This window comes from Gudongella sp. DL1XJH-153, from assembly GCF_049310905.1.
GTDB lineage: Bacteria > Bacillota > Clostridia > Tissierellales > Tissierellaceae > Gudongella.
The window spans coordinates 1-3,790 of the sequence record NZ_JBMEMN010000058.1 but is presented as its reverse complement, the minus strand read 5'-3'; the positions used below and the strand labels follow the sequence as shown (position 1 = coordinate 3,790).

Sequence of the window (3,790 nt, the reverse complement as noted above, 5' to 3'; positions counted from 1 at the left end):
TTTGATAAAAAAACAGCACCCTCTCTTCAGAGTGTGCTGTTTTTTCAAAAGGGGCTATTTCCCGACAGCCCCTTTTTCTGGGAGGGTTGTATTTAGTTGATTCCAAATACTTTAAGCTTACTTGACGCTTCCATTATTTCCTTGTCACCTGCAGGTGAGGCAGGCTTTCCAAATGGCATCTGAGCCATCAGTTTCCACTTTCCAGGAAGATTCCACTTGCTCTTGATCTCTTCCTCAACAGGGTCTATATAATGCTGTAGTGAGGCTCCCATGCCTTCAGCTGACAGTGAGGTCCAAACATTGTACTGGAGCATCCCCGAAGACTGGTATGACCAAAGGGGGAAGTTGTCCTTTACGGCCTCGAATTTGCTCTGCAGGCTTTCAATTGTATCATAGTCCTCAAAGAACAAGGCCGTACCATAGGAGTTTCTGAACCCTTCCAGTTTTTCCTCCGTGTCCTTGTGTCTTTCCTCTGGCTGGATTGCCTTAAGGGATGATTTTGTCATTTCCCAAAAGTCGTCGTGGTCCTTGCCAAAGAGCATCACAACCCTTCCGGTCTGTGAGTTGAATGCAGATGGAGTATGGTCAAGGGAATACTCAACTATCTCCCTGATTCTCTCCTCGGGTATTGTTGCCTCTCTTGTTAAATTGTATACGCTTCTTCTTTCCTTAATGGCTTCATAATAGTTCTTGGTCATTTTCAATTCCTCCTGTTATTTATTATTCTATATCCTCTATTGATTCCTTCAGAGAAAACAAGGATTCAATCATTTCTTCCTTTGTCTTTTGGTCAACCTTGTTAAAGAGTTTCTCAAGAAAGATTTCATGCTGCGGAAAAATCTCTCTAATCAGGCTCTTTCCATCTTCAGTAAGGTCCACATAAAACTTCCTCTTGTCCTGGGGACACTTCTCCCTGTAGACCAGCCCTTTTTCAGTTAGCTTGTCCAGCACATAGGTTATGGTTCCGCTTGTTACAAGGATCTTTTCTGCAACCTGCTGTACCGGTTGTCTACCCTTGTGGTAGAGAAACTCAAGTACACCGAATTCACTTATTGACATGTTATGGTTTTTCAGGCTCTTTTCGATTTTCCCAAAAAGGACACTGTGTGTTCTTGCAATTGCTATTACTAGCTTAAGATTGTTCCTGTCCATAAGAACTCCTCCAATTTATCTCGAACTCAAGATAATTGTATCAAGGATTTATCTTGATGTCAAGATATCTTTCGAAAAAAATCCACACAAATTAATGTGTGGACATTTTCCCCTAAAGATAGCAAATCCCTTCAGCAACCAACTGGACTGGACCATCAAGGAATACGCCCGTAAATGTGTCCCCTTCCATTTGGATGGAGACTCTCAGTTTACCCCCGGGCTGAAATACATCCCTTGTTGTTGCCCTCTTGTCCTGAAATGACAGGGCACTGGCAACTGCGCAGCTTCCAGAGGCGCAGCTTCTTTCCCAGTAGAGACTGTCTGTTTCCCTGACATAGACCAGTGGCTTTAGAAACTCCTTATCATAATCATAAAACATGACTCCAAAAGCATGAAAGTCCTCCTTCTCCATTTCCTTCTTGATTTGGTTGTATACCTCTATTTCGTCACCTATTTTCTTGGAATCCACAATAAAATGGCTTATTCCCTGGAAGTCAACCCTTATGGAGTCTATTGCTGTTGATTCGGATTCCAATTGGACCTTTGATATCCTTGATGGGAGGGGCATATGTATTCCTGAAGTAAACTCATCCTGTCCCTCCTCAGCCTTTACAATGCATCTTACAGGGCTGTCCATGCCGGAAACCTCAAATTGAAGGTGGTACTTATCACCCTTCTTTTCAGCCAAGGGGTGCCCGCTTGCCGTAAGATAAGCCGCCAGAGACCTGGATGCATTCCCGCAGAATTCTCCTCCCATCATCTGCAGTCTGACTCTTCTATCCTGACCTGATGTCTCAACAAAACCTACTTGTTCTCCGTGTACATTTGAATAGTCCATCAGTTTGTTTGCAATTTGATGGTAAGACTCTCTTGGCAACTGGTCCAGCACAAATATGGTCATATTCTCAACAGGGTTCATCTTTACAAAATGAAGCTTCATTCCATCACCTCGTCCTATATTTGCTTTATTATATCAAGATTTCTGCAAAATTTCCCGCTATTTACTTAAATATTGTTTCAAGACTAGCCCAATAGCTCTCCAATACAGTGTCACGCTAATTTGTATTGAATCCAGATTTGAATTATGTTAATATCTAATTAAAGCATCAGCTTACAGTATTGATGTACTACTGAAAGCGGAATTTCAAGGGACTGGCTGCAGCTGTTTACATTGGCTGCTCATAGGAGGTGAGTCTGGGTTTCATTTATTGATGCTACAAAAATAAAAGTTAAAGAGGTGAGCAAATGTTAACGAATCCGGTATTATTATCAGTTATTGTTATGCTTGGACTTAGCCTTGTCAAAGTAAATGTTCTATTGGCACTTCTTATTGCTGCTCTTACAGGCGGTGTACTGGCGGGACTTGGTTTACAGGAAACCATGTCAACGCTGATTGGCGGAATGGGAGGCAACGCCGAAACTGCCCTTTCCTATATTTTGCTGGGAGCACTGGCTTATGCAATTGGAAAGACCGGAGCTGCAGAGATTCTAGCCCTTAAGATCGGAGCACTTATCAAGGAAAAGAAGGTTGTTTTTGTTTTGCTGATTGCGGCAATTGCTTCATTGTCACAGAACCTTATTCCGGTTCACATTTCCTTTATTCCAATACTTATTCCACCATTGCTTGTTGTAATGAACAAGTTGAAGATTGACAGAAGAGCAGTTGCAACTGCCTTGACCTTTGGTCTTAAGGCCCCATATGTTACTCTTCCAGTTGGATTTGGACTTATATTCCATGGGATAATTGCAAATGCAATGATTGACAACGGTCTGATGGTTGAGAGCACTGAAGTGTGGAAGTCAATGATATTCCCAGGACTGGGCATGGTGGTCGGCCTTATAATTGCAGTATTCATAACTTACAGAAAACCCAGAGAATATGAGGATATCCATGCAGTTGAAGTAGCTACTGAGTATACTTCAGAATCAAAGTTCACCAAGGAACACATTGGCGCCCTTATTGGTGCTGTGGCTGCCTTTGTGATTCAGCTTCGGGTTGGTTCACTTCCCCTTGGAGCCATTGTAGGTCTGATAATCATGCTTGCCTTTGGGGCATTCAAGAGAGAGGATATCGATGATGTTGTAAAGGGTGGAATTGGAATCATGGGCTTTATTGCATTTGTAATGCTTGTTGCCTCTGGCTACGGTTCTGTTATCAGGGCTACAGGCGGAGTTGACGCCCTTGTTCAGGCCAGCGTTGGCATCATGGGTGGAAGCAAGCTGATAGCGGCTTTTGTGATGCTTCTGATTGGACTTGTTATAACTATGGGTATTGGAACTTCCTTTGGAACAATTCCAATACTTGCAACCATATTTGTCCCACTTGGAATGGAGCTGGGATTCAGTACGGCGGCAATAATTGTACTGATCGGTACGGCAGGAGCCCTTGGAGATGCAGGTTCACCTGCATCAGACAGTACCCTTGGACCTACGGCGGGACTTAATGTTGATGGTCAGCATGACCACATCTGGGACACTTGTGTGCCAACATTCCTGCACTTTAACATCCCACTGATCATCATGGGTACAATTGCAGCACTGATTCTTTAATAAAATGTTTTAAGGGGCTGTCGGGAAATAGCCCCTTTTGAAAAAACAGCACACTCTGAAGAGAGGGTGCTGTTTTTTTATCAAAAAA

At 43.0% G+C, this 3,790-nt stretch carries 4 protein-coding genes; 1 reads left to right on the top strand and 3 read right to left on the bottom strand.

All coding sequences use genetic code 11. The annotated features are described in order from the left end of the window. Positions 1–92 precede the first annotated feature (92 nt). From ACOEN1_RS13215 to ACOEN1_RS13205, 3 genes are all read right to left on the bottom strand, one after another. Positions 93–698 (bottom strand): nitroreductase family protein, encoded by a 606-nt coding sequence (locus ACOEN1_RS13215; protein ID WP_422487362.1) that lies wholly within the window; start codon positions 696–698, stop codon positions 93–95. A 22-nt stretch (positions 699–720) separates the two neighbouring features. Beyond that, entirely contained in the window at positions 721–1,152 is a 432-nt protein-coding gene (locus tag ACOEN1_RS13210; protein ID WP_422487361.1) for a MarR family winged helix-turn-helix transcriptional regulator, read from the bottom strand. A 112-nt stretch (positions 1,153–1,264) separates the two neighbouring features. Then, positions 1,265–2,092, bottom strand: a complete 828-nt coding sequence (locus tag ACOEN1_RS13205) for a diaminopimelate epimerase (RefSeq protein ID WP_422487360.1) — start codon at positions 2,090–2,092, stop codon at positions 1,265–1,267. Between the two features lie 305 nt (positions 2,093–2,397). Between ACOEN1_RS13205 and ACOEN1_RS13200 the strand changes: the two genes are divergently transcribed. Beyond that, complete coding sequence (locus ACOEN1_RS13200; RefSeq protein ID WP_422487359.1) at positions 2,398–3,702, top strand: Na+/H+ antiporter family protein; 1,305 nt, start codon at positions 2,398–2,400, stop codon at positions 3,700–3,702. Positions 3,703–3,790: the final 88 nt, after the last annotated feature.

Bases quoted from the DNA above. Each gene is read 5' to 3' on its own strand.
- ACOEN1_RS13215 (WP_422487362.1), bottom strand. From the start codon at position 698: ATGACCAAGAACTATTATGAAGCCATTAAGGAAAGAAGAAGCGTATAC.
- ACOEN1_RS13200 (WP_422487359.1), top strand. From the start codon at position 2,398: ATGTTAACGAATCCGGTATTATTATCAGTTATTGTTATGCTTGGACTT.
- ACOEN1_RS13205 (WP_422487360.1), bottom strand. From the start codon at position 2,092: ATGAAGCTTCATTTTGTAAAGATGAACCCTGTTGAGAATATGACCATA.
- ACOEN1_RS13210 (WP_422487361.1), bottom strand. From the start codon at position 1,152: ATGGACAGGAACAATCTTAAGCTAGTAATAGCAATTGCAAGAACACAC.